The 14296-nt window shown below is 41.3% G+C and carries 17 protein-coding genes; all 17 read right to left on the minus strand.

The genetic code is table 11. From position 1 onward, the window contains the following. Nucleotides 1-15: 15 nt before the first annotated feature. Nucleotides 16-882 (minus strand): MinD/ParA family protein, encoded by an 867-nt coding sequence (locus CEF17_RS09575; protein WP_100399331.1) that lies wholly within the window; start codon nt 880-882, stop codon nt 16-18. Next, nucleotides 875-2023: a flagellar biosynthesis protein FlhF gene (gene flhF, locus CEF17_RS09580; RefSeq protein ID WP_100399332.1), complete on the minus strand. Its 1149-nt coding sequence runs from the start codon at nt 2021-2023 to the stop codon at nt 875-877. The genes CEF17_RS09575 and flhF overlap by 8 nt, the downstream gene beginning before the upstream one ends. Further along, a complete protein-coding gene (gene flhA / locus CEF17_RS09585; RefSeq protein ID WP_100399333.1) occupies nt 2023-4059 on the minus strand; it encodes a flagellar biosynthesis protein FlhA in 2037 nt (678 codons plus the stop codon). Before flhA ends, flhF begins: the two co-directional genes overlap by 1 nt. Before the next feature lie 76 nt (nt 4060-4135). Beyond that, a complete protein-coding gene (flhB, locus tag CEF17_RS09590; protein ID WP_198508939.1) occupies nt 4136-5218 on the minus strand; it encodes a flagellar biosynthesis protein FlhB in 1083 nt (360 codons plus the stop codon). Between the two features lie 2 nt (nt 5219-5220). Further along, nucleotides 5221-5994: a flagellar biosynthetic protein FliR gene (fliR, locus tag CEF17_RS09595; RefSeq protein WP_232725480.1), complete on the minus strand. Its 774-nt coding sequence runs from the start codon at nt 5992-5994 to the stop codon at nt 5221-5223. A 10-nt stretch (nt 5995-6004) separates the two neighbouring features. Further along, nucleotides 6005-6274 carry a flagellar biosynthesis protein FliQ gene (gene fliQ, locus CEF17_RS09600; RefSeq protein ID WP_054635318.1) on the minus strand — a complete coding sequence of 90 codons (270 nt, stop codon included), beginning with the start codon at nt 6272-6274 and terminating at the stop codon, nt 6005-6007. Between the two features lie 12 nt (nt 6275-6286). Beyond that, nucleotides 6287-6967 (minus strand): flagellar type III secretion system pore protein FliP, encoded by a 681-nt coding sequence (fliP, locus tag CEF17_RS09605; RefSeq protein ID WP_100399336.1) that lies wholly within the window; start codon nt 6965-6967, stop codon nt 6287-6289. Further along, nucleotides 6964-7599 carry a flagellar biosynthetic protein FliO gene (fliO, locus tag CEF17_RS09610; protein WP_100399337.1) on the minus strand — a complete coding sequence of 212 codons (636 nt, stop codon included), beginning with the start codon at nt 7597-7599 and terminating at the stop codon, nt 6964-6966. Before fliO ends, fliP begins: the two co-directional genes overlap by 4 nt. A 13-nt stretch (nt 7600-7612) precedes the next feature. Then, nucleotides 7613-7975: a response regulator gene (locus tag CEF17_RS09615; protein WP_054635316.1), complete on the minus strand. Its 363-nt coding sequence runs from the start codon at nt 7973-7975 to the stop codon at nt 7613-7615. 26 nt (nt 7976-8001) lie between these two features. Then, nucleotides 8002-9243 carry a flagellar motor switch phosphatase FliY gene (gene fliY, locus CEF17_RS09620; protein ID WP_232725481.1) on the minus strand — a complete coding sequence of 414 codons (1242 nt, stop codon included), beginning with the start codon at nt 9241-9243 and terminating at the stop codon, nt 8002-8004. Continuing rightward, nucleotides 9240-10229 (minus strand): flagellar motor switch protein FliM, encoded by a 990-nt coding sequence (gene fliM, locus CEF17_RS09625; RefSeq protein ID WP_100399338.1) that lies wholly within the window; start codon nt 10227-10229, stop codon nt 9240-9242. The genes fliY and fliM overlap by 4 nt, the downstream gene beginning before the upstream one ends. A 37-nt stretch (nt 10230-10266) precedes the next feature. Beyond that, nucleotides 10267-10698, minus strand: coding sequence for a flagellar basal body-associated protein FliL (gene fliL, locus CEF17_RS09630; protein ID WP_100399339.1), 432 nt, complete (start codon nt 10696-10698; stop codon nt 10267-10269). Beyond that, nucleotides 10695-10913 carry a flagellar FlbD family protein gene (locus CEF17_RS09635; protein WP_100400866.1) on the minus strand — a complete coding sequence of 73 codons (219 nt, stop codon included), beginning with the start codon at nt 10911-10913 and terminating at the stop codon, nt 10695-10697. Before CEF17_RS09635 ends, fliL begins: the two co-directional genes overlap by 4 nt. A gap of 52 nt (nt 10914-10965) precedes the next feature. Then, the gene (flgG, locus tag CEF17_RS09640) at nt 10966-11760 is read right to left on the minus strand and encodes a flagellar basal body rod protein FlgG (protein ID WP_100399340.1); all 795 of its coding nucleotides are present in this window, start codon (nt 11758-11760) and stop codon (nt 10966-10968) included. Nucleotides 11761-11839: 79 nt separating this feature from the next. Then, on the minus strand, nt 11840-12220 hold the full coding sequence (locus CEF17_RS09645) for a TIGR02530 family flagellar biosynthesis protein (protein WP_100399341.1): 381 nt from the start codon (nt 12218-12220) through the stop codon (nt 11840-11842). 22 nt (nt 12221-12242) lie between these two features. Next, a complete protein-coding gene (flgD, locus tag CEF17_RS09650; RefSeq protein ID WP_100399342.1) occupies nt 12243-12698 on the minus strand; it encodes a flagellar hook assembly protein FlgD in 456 nt (151 codons plus the stop codon). Nucleotides 12699-12707: 9 nt separating this feature from the next. Beyond that, entirely contained in the window at nt 12708-14282 is a 1575-nt protein-coding gene (locus tag CEF17_RS09655; RefSeq protein WP_100399343.1) for a flagellar hook-length control protein FliK, read from the minus strand. Between the last annotated feature and the right edge of the window lie 14 nt (nt 14283-14296).

A 14296-nucleotide genomic window follows, 5' to 3' on the forward strand; every position in this document is an offset into this window, starting at 1 on the left:
CTTTCAGGCCCCTTTCTATGACGGTGAAGACATAAAACCTTTTAGTTTGGATATAAAAGAGTAAAAAGGTTTTCTCGGCTCCCTTTCTGACTCATCAAGGTATTTATTGCAAGCATTTCTCATCGCCCGGGTAACTTTTGCTCGTGGAAAAGCTAAAGAATATGGGGTCTGTTTATAAACTGCTTTTCGAACGGCATCATCATCAGGAAGGAGGCCAAGAACAGCCAGTTCTTTATGCAAAAACCTTCTGCTTACCTTTTGAAGATTTTCTCCGGCCTTTTTCCCCTCACTGAGATAGAAGGCCCGGTTTACAATCAAAAAAAGCGGCAGATTTTGATCAAAAGCAGTTATATGCTTTATCATTGAGTAGGCATCTGTAATTGACGTTGGCTCTGGTGTAGTAACTAAAAAAACTTCATGGGAGGCAAGAACAAATTGCATGCTGTTTTTTGATATACCTGCTCCAAGGTCAAAAATAATATAATCAAAGTGACCATTAAGCATTTCTATTTGATGGAGGAATCTCTTTTTCTTCCCCTCTGTTAGAGAAAAAATATCTGACAGACCTGACCCCCCGGCAGCAAAATAAACACCTGAAGGACCCTCGTTGATAACATCCCACACTGACAGTTCTCTTTCGATCATATCTCTTACGTTAAAAGCAGCATGTGTACCGAGCAAGATGTCTACATTTGCCATTCCGATATCCATATCGAAAAGAACCACTTTTTTCCCTTTTTGAGCCAGTGCGATTGAGAAGTTAACAGACACGTTCGTTTTCCCGACTCCCCCCTTGCCGCTGCCTACCGAAATAATGTGAGTTTCTCTTCTTTCTGATCTGCTGTTCATCAACTTACGCAGACTTTCTGCCTGGTCATTCATGGTCGTTTTCCTCAAATAGCAATTCAGCTACCAGTCGGGGATCAGCCACGTCCAGATCTTCCGGTACGTTTTGGCCCTTTGTGAGAAAAGAAGCTCCAATGCCGGTTGTTTTCATAAGGTTTACCATTGGTCCGCAAATGGCGGTTTCGTCAGTCTTTGTAAATATAAATTGATCGATGGACAGCGAGGAAAACTGTTGAAAAATGTTTTTCATGTCTGTGTATTTAGAGGTTAATGACAATACCAGGTAGGTTTTTGTTTCTTCATTTAAAGAGATGATTGTTTTCAATTCCTCTATATTCAGTTTGTTGTAATAGTTTCTTCCGGCCGTATCAACAAGCACGGTGTCATATTCTTCGAAACTTTTCAGTGCCTTGTGGTAATCTTCCTTGCTGTACACAACTTCTATGGGGATTTGTAGTATGCTGGCGTATGTTTTCAGCTGTTCTACCGCCCCGATTCGGTACGTATCAGCAGTCAGGAAAGCTACTTTTTTCTTCTCATAAATATGTTGGCGGGCAGCGATTTTGGCTATCGTCGTGGTTTTCCCTACCCCAGTCGGACCGACAAAGGTAATGATTTCTCTGCCGGATGGTTCTTTTCCTAAAGAAAGGGTACTAAGTGATTTTTCTAAGGAAACCTTCGCCCAATCCTTGACTTTTTCATCTTTTATTTCCTCGGTACCACCCGATTCTTTCACCCTTTTTACAAGTGAATCCAGAATCTCTTTTTGAAGTCCGGACTCTACTTCCTGTTCTTTCAATTGTGTTTGAATGAGTCGTAAGGCAGGATGCAGAACAGAGGTTTTTTCCAGTTCAGCATCAGCGGTTAATTCCTTAACCATTTCCTTAATTTCCTTCATCTCTTTTTGAATTTCAGTGGAAGAATAATTGAAATAAGACGGTTTGGGAGGCTCCTTTTTCTGTATAGTCTGAGAGGGCTTCACCGTATCTTTTCTTTTAAGCATCATCTCTTCATCGACCGCAGCAATTACCTCTAATGTTTTTTTTGAGAACAGGCCAAAAATCCCTGGGCTTTGAATCGATTTCGAGCGAAGAATGACGGCCTGTTCGCCAAGCTCTCCCTTAATTTTTTTCATTGCTTCCGGCATGTCCTTAGCAATAAACCTTTGCACTTTCATTATGTTTTCACCACTCCTACGCTTTGCACCTCAACGTGAGGCTCGAGCTCATTATAAGAAAGGACAAATACCTGAGGAAAATACCTTTCAATTAATTGACGTACATGCATGCGAACAGCCGGAGAACAAAGCAGTATTGGAGTATGGCCCATTTGTGCCAAACGGTCAGCTTCAGAAGCTGCCGCTTCAATAATCGGCTGAGAGTCCTGTGGATTCATCGATAGGAAGTTCCCATGCTCAGTCTGCTTGACGTTGTCCACAATTGCTTTTTCCACGCCTCCGCTCAAGGTAATGACACACAATGGTTCCCCTTCCACCGCAAATTGTTTAGTGATTTGCCTTGCCAGTGCCTGGCGGACATATTCTGTTACTAAATCCATATCTTTTGTCATCTGTCCGTACTCAGACATTGTTTCAAAAATGACAGGAAGGTTTCTGATTGACATTTTTTCTTTTAGAAGGTTTGTTAACACCTTTTGGATTTCTCCCAAAGATAATGGGTTTGGCGTGACTTCCTCTACAAGAGTCGGATAGGTTTCCTTTAAATGGTCAACCAGCTGCTTTGTTTCTTCCCGTCCAAGAAGTTCATGTGCATGTGCTTTAATGACCTCGGTCAAATGAGTGGATACAACAGAGGGAGGATCTACCACTGTGTAGCCTGAAAGCTCTGCCTGCTCTTTCATTTCTTCTCCTATCCACATAGCAGGAAGACCAAAAGCAGGCTCCACCGTTTCGATTCCTGTCACTGCTTCATCTTCAACTCCAGGACTCATAGCCATATAATGATCCAGAAGAAGTTCCCCCCTGGCTATTTCATAACTTTTAATCTTAATGACATATTCGTTTGGCTGCAGTTGGATGTTGTCTCTGATTCTAATCACTGGCACCACCATGCCAAGCTCTAATGCCAACTGGCGCCGGATCATGACGACCCTGTCCAGCAGATCTCCTCCTTGATTAGCATCCGCAAGGGGAATCAAGCCATAACCAAATTCAAATTCAATAGGATCAATGGTCAGAAGACTTACGACATTTTCCGGGGATTTCATATCCTCGCCTTCACCGTTATCCTCTTCTCCTTTCTCATCTTCGGAGAGACTGCCGGTATCTGTTTTTCTTAATAAGAAACCACCTGCCGCCAACACACCAGCCATGGCTGAAGTGAGAAGAAAGTTAATCGGTGTAAACACTCCAAGAAAAAATACGGTTGCCCCTGCTACATACAACATTTTCGGGTGTGAAGAAAGCTGCTTTGTAACATCATGACTCAGGTTCCCTTCTGAGGCTGCCCTGGTAACCACAATTCCTGTAGCTGTTGAAATAAGAAGGGCGGGAATCTGGCTGACTAGTCCATCTCCTACAGTAAGGAGAGTGAATGTTCCCGCTGCTGTCCCCAGGTCCATTCCCAGCTGCATCATACCAATGACAAGGCCAAAAATTATATTAATAATAACAATCACTATACCGGCTATCGCATCCCCTTTTACAAATTTGCTTGCCCCGTCCATGGATCCGTAAAAGTCAGCTTCTTTTTCTATCTTTTCCCGTCTTTTCTTAGCTTCCTGATCTGAAATCATCCCTGCATTTAAGTCAGCATCTATGCTCATTTGTTTCCCGGGCATAGCATCCAAAGTAAACCTGGCCCCTACCTCCGAAACTCTTTCTGAGCCCTTTACAATGACTACAAATTGTATAATTACCAGGATTAGAAATACTACAAACCCTACGAGTGGGTTTCCTCCAACAACAAACTGGCCAAAGGTTTCTATGACATTTCCAGCTTCGGCATTTCCGAGTATAGAACGGGTAGTGGAAACATTTAAACCGAGCCTAAATAAAGTAACCAATAATAATAGTGTTGGAAAAATGGAAAACTCAAGAGGTTCCTTTGTATTCATGGCCACAAGAATAATGACCAGAGCAAGAGAAATATTGGTAATAATCAAAATATCAAGGATGGGGGTCGGCAAGGGGATAATTAACATGATCACAATCAAAATAACCCCTACCAGTACTATTAAATCTCTTGCTCTCATAACAAATCTCCTCTTTCTTCAGCCGGTTCAGTTTGTGCTTGTTTTATCTCATAGAAAAACTCATGTTTCTTCCCTTTTATGGCAGCTTGTTTTTCAACTGGTACACATACGCCAGCACTTCCGCCACCGCTTTAAATAAATTTTCAGGTACGTGGTCTCCAATATTTCCGTGACTGTACAGTGATCTTGCAAGGGGCTTATTTTCCACCATTGCTACCTCATTTTTTTCAGCAGCCATCCGAATTCTCATAGCCATAAAATCCACCCCTTTTGCAACAATCACCGGGGCTTCCATCTTGTCTTCTTCGTATTTTAATGCAATCGCATAATGAGTGGGGTTAGTAATGACCACATCAGCTTTTGGAACTTCCTGCATCATTCTTTGCATAGCCATATCCATTTGTTTCTGACGGCGCTTTGATTTAATTCGTGGATCTCCCTCCATCTTTTTATGTTCATCTTTTACGTCCTGCTTTGACATCCGTATTTGTTTTTCATGATCATATTTTTGATATATATAATCGGGAATTGACAGAAAGAGTAAAAGAACGGCAACCCCTGCCCCAATAAGGCCTGTAAGCTGCGCTATTTCAAAAAAACCCGCTTCTATGTTTTTATGAGAAAGGAGCAATAGAGAGTCAAGGTTAAACCAAATGACAGAAAATACAAGAATACCCACTAATGAGATCTTCAAAAGAGACTTCAAAAGCTCAACGAGAGCCCGTGCAGAAAAAATTCGTTTAAACCCCTGAATTGGGTTGATCTTAGAAGCTTTAAATTTAATTGCTTCCGGGGCAAATAAGATACCAACCTGCATCATGGAAGCTGCTGTACCTGCCACCATAGCTACAAGCATGATCGGAAGCAGAACAATTGCTGTTTCCATCACAAGCTCCTCTAATATCACCGTAAGCGTAAAAGAAGTGATTTCCCAGCGTAAATATTCACTAAATATATGCCCCATCATATTTAAAATATGGTCGCCGAGGATTCCGGCATATAAAAAAAGAAATAAAAAGACAGCCAGTAGAATGAGTGCGGTATTAACGTCATTACTCTTTGCCACTTGTCCTTTTCTTCTGGAATCCTGTCTTTTTTTGGGCGTGGCCTTTTCAGTTTTTTCCTGGGAAAAAAACTGAAGTTCCATGCGAAGTTTCATTCTTATGCCCCTCCAAACAATTCCAGCAATGTCCTCATGGCTGTGCCTGCTTCCTCAAATGTATAAGATACAAGAGAAAAGAAACCAGGGAGCATAATGGCCAAAAGAGGCAGTCCAAGAAAGATTTTTAAAGGCAGGCCCACCACAAAAACGTTCATTTGAGGGACAGCCCGTGACATCATCCCTAATGCTACATCTACTAAAAACAAACACCCGATAATCGGGAAAGCCATTTGGAATGCGATGATAAACATCGTCGTAAAGGTGGTTAGGGCAAAGTATGCGATCGAGCCATTACCAAAAGGAAGAAACAATTGTTCAAGGGGAACAAATTCATAGCTGTAATAAACGCCATCAAGAAGAAGGTGATGTCCATCTACAGCAAGTAAAAAAAGCACGGTAAATGCATAGAGGAATCCTCCGGTAAGCGGACTTTGAGCCCCTGTCTGGGGATCAATAACGTTTGCTACTAAAAATCCCATAAGAATATCAATAAACATTCCGGCTACTTGAACAGCGTAAATCAGCATACTTGCGACAAGCCCTACCAGCAGTCCGACTAACGCTTCCTTAATGACAAGCAAAAAATATTCAGCATTGATTGCAAGTTCCGGTACATCCACAGTAAACATCATCGTAAACGCCATAAATACAGCCAGGCCTATTTTAAAAGTGTTAGGTACGTTTCTATATGCAAAAATCGGCATTGTCGTAAAAAAAGCCAGCACTCGTACAAAGATTAATAAAAAGGCTGGAAATTGATTGATCCATTCCATCGCGTCCATCTTATCCTACATAATGGTGAAGATTGCTTAGAATTTGATGAGCAAATTGAACCACATGAGACAGCATCCACGGCCCAAAAATAATTAGAGAAGCAAGCACTCCTAGTATTTTTGGGATGAAAGCCAGAGTTTGCTCTTGAATTTGAGTGGTTGCTTGAAAGACTGCAACCCCAAGACCAAGGACCAGGGCAACGACTAACAAAGGTCCTGCTACCAGAAATACTGTCCATACTCCATTTTCCGCCAAGCTTATAACCATTTCTGGACTCATCATATACCACCTTTAATAACTTAAAAGCAAAGATTCAACAATTAAATACCATCCATCAACCAAAACAAATAACAAAATTTTAAACGGAAGTGAAATCATCACCGGGGGAAGCATCATCATTCCCATCGACATAAGAACACTGGCCACTATCATGTCAATGACTAAAAAAGGAACAAAAATTAAAAAGCCGATCTGAAAGGCCGTTTTAAGTTCACTTATAGCAAACGCAGGGACAAGAGCTGTTAAAGGGACATCATCGAGTGATTCAGGTTTCTCAAGACCTGCGTACCCCATGAACAGGGCCAAATCCTTTTCCCTGGTGTGCTGGGCCATAAATTCCTTTATTGGTGACGCTGCTTCCTGGAATGCTTCTTCTTGTGTAATTTCACCCTCAAATAAAGGGGTTAACGCTTCATCATTTATTTGAGAAAACACAGGGGCCATAATAAAAAAGGTTAAAAATAAGGCTAAACTAATCAACACCTGATTGGGAGGCATCTGCTGAGTAGCAATTCCCATTCTCACAAAAGAGAGCACTACAACGATTCTTGTAAAGCAAGTCATTAAAATTAAAATAGCAGGGGCCAGTGAAAGGATCGTTAACATAATTATCAGCTGTATGGTGGTTGCCAGGTCTTCTGGATCATCACTTAACAGGCTGCCAATATCTACTGCAGGAAGAAAGATGATCATTGTTCCCTCTCCTTTTCTCGGCGGCCCGCCTGTTCCCTTGCTTCCTTTAACTCACCCAGACGGCTGTTTAAAAGAGATTGAAAAGGTTTAACGTTATCGTCATCCTGCTTCTTACGCAGAAATTTGGTTTGAAGCCAGTCTGCGGCTTTTTCCATAGCTTCATCGTTTTGCCGGTCTTCATTGTTCAAAATTTCTTGTATTTCTTCTTCATTTTTTATTTCTTTTAATAGATGAATAGAGTCACCCACCCCGACAACAAGAAGGCGATTTCCTACCTTCACCAGCTGGACCGATTTGTGATTTCCAAGAGGCACCCCTCCTACGTTTTGAAGCGCGCGGGCAGAGTGATAAGATTTTGTTTTTTTACTAATAAACTTTAAAAGAATATACATTAAGCCGATAACAAACAAGAGAGCGCCTATCATTTGAGCAAACATGAGAAAAGGGTTTCTTTCCGCTAAGACAGGTTCATTGTCTGAACGTGCATCAGACAACGAACCCTCTTCCTCTTGATTTTGAAGCCAGTCATTTACCGTTCCATTTTCACTACTTTCAGCAAGAACGGAGCCCGGCGGCATGAAATAAATAAGTAGAAAACATATCATTATTAATAAACCGAAAATTTTTTTCATAAGAGGCGACACTTTATCCTAACGTTTTTTTAATCGCTTCAATCACACGGTCTGCCTGAAAAGGCTTCACGATAAAGTCCTTCGCACCTGCTTGAATGGCATCTATTACCATTGATTGCTGGCCCATAGCTGAACACATGATGACTTTAGCATTGCCATCAAAAGCTTTGATTTCTTTTAATGCCGCTACCCCATCTTTTTCAGGCATTGTAATATCCATTGTAACCAGGTCAGGGGATAGCTCTTTATACCTCTCCACAGCTTCCTCGCCATTTTGAGCCTCACCGGCAATCTCAAAACCGTTTTTAACCAAAATGTCTTTAATCATCATCCTCATAAAAGATGCATCATCAACTATTAATACAGATTGTCCCATGCTAATATCCCCTTTCATATCTCTGCTTAATTTAAATTTTTTATTCTATCTTTTTGACTGATAATATCAGTCACTCTGACACCAAAGTTCTCTTCAATAACCACTACCTCTCCTTTGGCTATCAGTTTTTGATTTACTAAAATATCAACAGGCTCTCCGGCCAATTTATCGAGTTCAATGATTGATCCATGAGAGAGGGCGAGAATGTCTTTGATTGATCGTTTTGTCCTGCCGAGCTCTACGGTAACTTCAAGAGGTATGTCCAAAAGCATATCCAGGTTCTTTGGCTCCGCAGCTTTCCTTTCCCTCTCTTCAAAGTTAGAAAATACGGCAGTTTGGACTTCCCTGTCCGGCTCGGAATGAAAGTTTTCCGGTCCTCCATTGTAACTGTCAGACCTGGCGGCAGCTGTTTCTTGAAGAGCCTCTCTGCTGATGTACTCCTCCGCTTTCTCTGTATGTTGAGTAAAATCTTCCTTATTGAGTAAGGTCTCATGTGCGGTTACTTCTTGCCCCTTGGTGTCAGAAGACGGCTCACTCACGCCTTCAGGTTCTTCTGTCTCCATCAGTTCACTAATCATTTTTTTAGCAAAAGGAATGGTTACTACTTGCATAATGGAGGAATCAATCAATTCTCCGACCTTTAAGCGAAAAGATATTTTCACTATCATTTCTTCGTTATAAGCTGCTGTGTCTTTTGTTTCAGCATCTAATATTTCAATTCCAGGGGGAGTAATATCCACCCGTTTCCCAAAAATGGCAGACATCGACGTTGAAGCTGACCCCATCATTTGGTTCATAGCCTCTTGCACGGCACTAATTTCCATTTCACCAAGCTCTTTATCTTCAACTGAACCGCTTCCGCCCATCATTAGATCAGCAATAATAGAAGCATCACTGCTTTTAATAACTAAAAGGTTTGTTCCTTGAAACCCTTCTGTGTACTCTACATTCACGGAAAGACACGGCTCCGGAAATTCAGTCTGCAGCTCATGCATAGCCACTGCAGAAACCACCGGCGTCGTGATTTCCACCTTTTGGTTAAGCAATTGAGACAAAGCGGTTGCTGCGCTGCCAAAGGAAATATTCCCTATTTCTCCCAATGCATCTTGTTCAATGGATGTTAAATAGGATTCTATATTTCTCTCTCTTTCTTCTTCTTTTTGATTATTTAAAGCAGTAGAATCTGTTGATTCTGGCTCATCACTATCACCGTTTACACCTTTTAACAGCTCATTGATCTCCTCTTGAGAGAGCATATCATCATTCAATTTTCTTCCCCCTCCTCAAACTCCCTGGTTACTTGGACTGCCATTTTGTTTTTCATCTTGCCAGGCTGCCCATAATACTTTTTCTCTCCCTCAACTTGGATTTCTAAGGGTTCATGAATACCCTGATTTAATTGAATAACATCGCCAGGACTCAACTGAAGAAAGTCTTCAACAGATATTTGCGAATGCCCAAGCAAAGCTTGAACGGTAAGTGGAGCTTTTTGAACCGTTGCTTGCAATGCTTTTTCATGATTGCTGTCTCTTTTTTGCTTTTTAGTCTGCATCCAGTAATGCACAGAGAGCTTTGGCAGAATTTCTTCAAGAACTACATGAGGAAGACAAATATTTATCATTCCGGAAGCTTCATTAATTGTCGTAGACAAGGAAATTACCACCACTGTTTCATTTGGAGATACCATTTGCAGAAACTGAGGGTTAACCTCTAATGCATGCATTTCAGCCTCAATACTGATCACAGATTCCCAGGCTTCTTGAAACGTTTCAAGCATTCTTTGAAAAAGCTGCTTTAAAATTCTTGTTTCAATTTCTGTTAACGTATCAATTTTATTAAAGCTGGCTCCTTTTCCACCAAGCATCCGATCCAGCATTACATAACCAATATTAGGATTTACTTCGACTAGAAACCTGCCTTCTAACGGGTATGGCTCAAAAACATTTAACAACGTCATTTGAGGAATAGAGGAAATAAATTCTTCGTAAGGCAATTGGTCTACAGAGGCTACAGATATCTGCACAAACGTTCGAAGCTGTGCTGAAAAGGTAGTGGTGAGCAAGCGGGCAAAATTTTCGTGTATTCTTGATAAGCTCCTGATCTGATCCTTTGAAAATCGCACCGCTCTTTTAAAGTCGTAGGTGTGAATTTTTTGTTTTTCTTCTTCCTTTCGCAGTTCCTCTGCATCCATCTCTCCAGTAGAGATCGCTGAAAGTAATGCATCAATTTCATTTTGTGATAACACATCAGCCAAATCTCTCACCTCTTTTCCCTATTCCAATAGAATTCTTTTATTGGATCATCCGCTGAGTTGTATACACGTTCACTACTTTGCCGTCTTCTACCACTTCATTTAATTGTTCAACAAGAGAAGCTTCTAACTCTTCAATTCCTTCTTTACTTTGAAGGTCGCTCGCTTTAAGGTTAGCCAGTTCTCGGATAATCAAATTATTAACTTGAAAATCTCTTTGCTTAATTTCCTCCCTGGAATGCTTGGAATCCAGGTGAATCCTGAATTGGGCTCGAATAAAATGGTTAGAGGATAGATTGGTTGTAATTTCCTCTGTCTCCCATGAGTTTTCAATCACTTCCTCAATACTTGGTTCAGCGGTTACTTCCTGGTCGTCAGAAAGGTAATTAAATAGCACGATCGCCAGCACGCCTAATAACGTAATGGATACAAGCATAACGGCCATAATACTGAGAAGTTTATTTTTTTTCATTCCTTATCTCCTCCTTTCATGGCCGTTGTACCTACTAAGCCGATAGAGGAATAAAAAGCCTGCACTTTTTCCTTTACTTCTGTCATCGGTTCTTTGACGACAATAGATTTTCCGTTCGTGAGAAAAATGGTAGTATCAGGAAAGGCTTGAATCTGTTCTATTAACGGGGCGTGAAGGTAAAAAGTCTGCCCATTTAACCTTGTTAGTTCAATCATATTCATCATTAGAGCCAAGGAGTTCTCAGCTCTGCCCTCCCTTTGCTATAAATTACCGTTTTAAGTTGACTAATTCTTGCAGAATTTCATCTGAGGTTGTAATAATTCTCGTATTAGCCTGGAAACCTCTTTGAGAGACTATCATTTCTGTAAACTCTTCTGATAAATCAACGTTGGACATTTCCAATGTTCCAGCTACAAGGCTTCCTGCTCCCCCTGCGGCAGGAGCTCCAAGTACTGCCGGCCCTGAGTTGGCTGTTTCCTGGTAAAGGTTCCCGCCTATTTTTGAAAGGCCTTCCGGATTATCAAAAATAGCAAGACCTACCTGACCGCCTGCCACAAGGTCTCCATTTTCGTTAATAATATTAACTGTTCCATCCTGGCCGATACTAAAGCTTTGAGATGTAGCCGGTACTGTAATAGGAGAAGCTCCGCCAGCACCTACCAGGTACATGCCTTCACTGTTTACAATAGAACCGTCTTCATCTAAGTAGAAATTCCCCGCTCTCGTATAATAGGAAGCATCTCCATCTGTTACGGTAAAAAAGCCGTCTCCAGAGATTCCTAAATCAAGCTCCCGGTTCGTATTTTGAAGGCTTCCCTGGGTCATGATCGTATCAATAGATCCAATCTGGGATCCCAGGCCTACTTGAATTGGATTTGTTCCTCCTTGCCCTGCCTGCGGTCCAGTGGCACCTGCCATCTGCTGGCTCACCATATCCTTAAACGTTGTTCTTCCTTTTTTAAAACCAAAAGTATTTACATTAGCAATGTTATTTCCTATGACATCTAATTTAGTTTGAAAATTGTTCATTCCTGATATTCCAGAATACATTGAACGAAGCATATGTTCTTCCTCCCTCTGTTTTGAAACTCACTGTATCAGTCGATCTACAGCTAAAGGCTTCCTTGGTAGGTCGGGCCTTCTATAAAACAATTGTCCCATTTATGTTTGTAAATATTTGACCGGCGGCTTCCTTTCTATTCATTGCTGTAATAACTGTCTCATTTTTAGCGCTTACTATTAATGCAGCCTTATCAGTGAGAACCAGCGACTCATTTACTCCCTTTTTCTTTGCGTTTTTTATTTGTTCGTCGATTATTTTCCATTGATCAGATGAAATTGTTACTTCTCTTGCTGCAAGCCGCTTATCAGCATGTTTGCTGATTTTTAAACTAGTAGGCCCGGTGAGTTCGTCTGTAAACAATTTCTGAAAATAAGATGTTTCATTCTTATTATTTTCGGGAATATGTTTTTGAGGATGAGGCAATTGATGCAATCCATAAGATTGAATAGGAATACTCATTTTTTCCGCCTTTCCTCACTTGCTATTGCCCGTGAATCTCAAAAATTTGTTTATTCGTAACCCAACGGTTGTTATCAAGCAGTACCCGGATGGTTCCGTCTTTTTCTTGTTTTACGGAAAGAACTTCATGTTGTTCTGCAACTGTTTGGGTCCTATGTTCATCCACATCTACTTCACGCTCCCAGGTGACCTTTCTTCCTATAAGTTCACTATTTTGAACAAGAGCGTTGTTTTGTTGTGATGTGATATAACTTTCAAGAGTATTGTTCATATTCGTCATCTGCTCTAATGAAGAAAAATTGGCCATCTGTGCAATAAACTCTTTATCTTCCATTGGATTTAATGGATCCTGATTTTGAAGCTGGGTAATGAGTATCCTGAGAAAATCATCTTTTCCCATAATATTACCTTGAGCTTCTTTAACAGGTACTTTGCGCTGCTCAGCAATACCAAAGGATGAATGGATTGTATTTGTCATGGCTCCCCCTTAGATCTCAGTATTTATCCTTTCTTTTTCTAGAAAGTCAGCAAATTCTTGTCTTTTATGTTCATTTTCTTCTTCTTGCTTTTCCTCTTGATCAGTACCTCTTCTATCCTTTTGAGAAGAAGATTCTTTCTCTTCTTTATCGTCGTCCCAAGAAGGGTGCTGGGCTATTTCAATTTTTTCTACAGAAAGATTTTGCTGCTGAAAGAGAAAACGAAGCTGGGAGAGTTGTGATTCAATTAACTCTCTTGCACCAGAAGAAGACACAATCATCCTGGCTGCTAACTTGCCATTTATATGGGTGAACTGAATGTCCAGCCTGCCTAAGTTTTCAGGGAACAGCTTAATTGACAGCTGCTGCTGGCCATTTGAAAGCTGTTGAAGACTTGAGCGGCCCATGATTTCCTGAAACTGTCTTATAAATTCCTGCTGCCGCCTGTAGGTGGTCTTGTTTTCCCCAAGATAAATATACAGCTGTTCAGCTTTACTGCCTGTTGTCATTCCTTCAGAGGTACTAACGGACAAAGGGAGCGAGCCAGGCGACTGACTGTGACTTTTAGAAAATAATTCCTTTGCTGCCGGCATGATTTCCCCTCTTTGTGTTTCTCTACCATTCTTTTTATCCACTGCTTTGAAAAAAGTGGGAGGATCGTTGATATACCGGTGAAGCTGATTTCCTCTTTCGTTATTACTGTTACTCTCACCTGGGTCCGGAGAAACCTGGCGTAAAGACTCTGAAATAGTCCTTATTTTCTGGAATAAACCACCCATTGAACTATGAAGGTTCTTCTGTAGGGAAACTGGCAATTCTCGAACAAGGTCTTCAAGAGGGACACCCTCCTCCTGTAAGACAAAAAGTCCCGCTGCAGTCAATACCTTGACGGCTTCCTTTATGCTTTCCTCATCTTCAAACGGTTTGTTCTCTATCCTGGGCTCCTCTATAGAAGACAGGGAAAGCAGCTTCAGGGCTAATGGGGTTGGCGTCACATTTCCGCCTGTATTTCCAAGGAAACCGTCAGAGTGAATCTCTTTGCCTTCGGTAGTTGTTGTAGTGATGCTGTCAGAGTGAACCTCTTTGCCTTCGGTAGTTGGCTTAATGATGTCAGAGTAGGTCTCTTCGTCTGTAGTGGTTAATGAAAGGTTCACAATAGAGGGCTTGTTTCCCCCTCGGTTCATTTGGGAAATTTCCAAAACAACTTCGAGCAGGCTTGTCTCTTCCTTCATCATTTTTGTTGTAGCTTCTTGTACGGGAAGCGGCAATTGGTCAAACTGGTGCTCCCACTCAGGCAAGGAGGTTCCCATAGAAGGTTCTAGTTTCCTCTCCCACTTTTTTTCAAGCTTATCAGCCAGTCCTTCTATCGCTTGACTGAATATCTCCCATTGTGCTTGAGTGTCCTCCTGCTGGTGCGAAGAGTCGTCTAGTGACATTTCGTTATCTTGGAAAGGAGAAGAGAGCAAAGCTGTCAGCAAAACAGAAAAGCCTTCATTGTGTTCAGACAAGGGATTGACTTTCCCCTCTGCAAGCTGCTGGGGCATAACTTCTTTGGAAAACAACTGGTTCAACATTACATCATTCATAAAGTTCACCTCCT

It is taken from the genome of Bacillus sp. FJAT-44742 (assembly GCF_002797315.1).
Taxonomy (GTDB): Bacteria; Bacillota; Bacilli; order Bacillales; family Marinococcaceae; genus Thalassorhabdus; species Thalassorhabdus alkalitolerans.

Excerpts from the sequence above, each read along its gene's own strand:
- CEF17_RS09575 (WP_100399331.1), bottom strand. The coding sequence starts at position 882 with ATGAATGACCAGGCAGAAAGTCTGCGTAAGTTGATGAACAGCAGATCA.
- flhF (WP_100399332.1), bottom strand. The coding sequence starts at position 2,023 with ATGAAAGTGCAAAGGTTTATTGCTAAGGACATGCCGGAAGCAATGAAA.
- flhA (WP_100399333.1), bottom strand. The coding sequence starts at position 4,059 with ATGAGAGCAAGAGATTTAATAGTACTGGTAGGGGTTATTTTGATTGTG.
- flhB (WP_198508939.1), bottom strand. The coding sequence starts at position 5,218 with ATGAAACTTCGCATGGAACTTCAGTTTTTTTCCCAGGAAAAAACTGAA.
- fliR (WP_232725480.1), bottom strand. The coding sequence starts at position 5,994 with ATGGAATGGATCAATCAATTTCCAGCCTTTTTATTAATCTTTGTACGA.
- fliQ (WP_054635318.1), bottom strand. The coding sequence starts at position 6,274 with ATGAGTCCAGAAATGGTTATAAGCTTGGCGGAAAATGGAGTATGGACA.
- fliP (WP_100399336.1), bottom strand. The coding sequence starts at position 6,967 with ATGATCATCTTTCTTCCTGCAGTAGATATTGGCAGCCTGTTAAGTGAT.
- fliO (WP_100399337.1), bottom strand. The coding sequence starts at position 7,599 with ATGAAAAAAATTTTCGGTTTATTAATAATGATATGTTTTCTACTTATT.
- CEF17_RS09615 (WP_054635316.1), bottom strand. The coding sequence starts at position 7,975 with ATGGGACAATCTGTATTAATAGTTGATGATGCATCTTTTATGAGGATG.
- fliL (WP_100399339.1), bottom strand. The coding sequence starts at position 10,698 with ATGAAAAAAAATAAACTTCTCAGTATTATGGCCGTTATGCTTGTATCC.
- CEF17_RS09635 (WP_100400866.1), bottom strand. The coding sequence starts at position 10,913 with ATGATTGAACTAACAAGGTTAAATGGGCAGACTTTTTACCTTCACGCC.
- flgG (WP_100399340.1), bottom strand. The coding sequence starts at position 11,760 with ATGCTTCGTTCAATGTATTCTGGAATATCAGGAATGAACAATTTTCAA.
- CEF17_RS09645 (WP_100399341.1), bottom strand. The coding sequence starts at position 12,220 with ATGAGTATTCCTATTCAATCTTATGGATTGCATCAATTGCCTCATCCT.
- flgD (WP_100399342.1), bottom strand. The coding sequence starts at position 12,698 with ATGACAAATACAATCCATTCATCCTTTGGTATTGCTGAGCAGCGCAAA.
- CEF17_RS09655 (WP_100399343.1), bottom strand. The coding sequence starts at position 14,282 with ATGAATGATGTAATGTTGAACCAGTTGTTTTCCAAAGAAGTTATGCCC.